Source organism: Chryseobacterium sp. SIMBA_028, from assembly GCF_046535285.1.
In the GTDB taxonomy this organism is placed as follows: Bacteria; Bacteroidota; Bacteroidia; order Flavobacteriales; family Weeksellaceae; genus Chryseobacterium.
In genome coordinates, this window is record NZ_JAWRWZ010000450.1 from 1 (window position 1) to 261 (window position 261).

At 54.8% G+C, this 261-nt stretch carries 1 protein-coding gene; it reads right to left on the reverse strand.

Going from position 1 to position 261, the window contains the following annotated elements; all coding sequences use genetic code 11:
* Positions 1-261, reverse strand: a 261-nt coding sequence (locus tag SCA31_RS24085; RefSeq protein ID WP_410699517.1) for a hypothetical protein, incomplete at both ends; no start/stop codon positions are given.

Genomic DNA, 261 nt, shown 5'->3' on the forward strand with positions numbered 1-261 from the left:
GGGCGCGGATGTTTCGAGGCACAGACGCCGCGTCGCTAAGTTCCACCGCAAAATTACTGTTGAGAAACCTGTAGCCGTCAGCCTTCTCGGTAAGAAAATCGATGGCGACTAGCTTTTTGCCAGCCTTAGTGTTCTGCATATAGAAGTCGGGGACACTTGATAGCTCGCCTGCCAATTCACGCTTTCGGGCGCGGAAGTCGTCCTCAAACTCCATAGCCTTGGCGTTCACGATCCTGTTGGCGTCGGGCATGACCTGGTGAG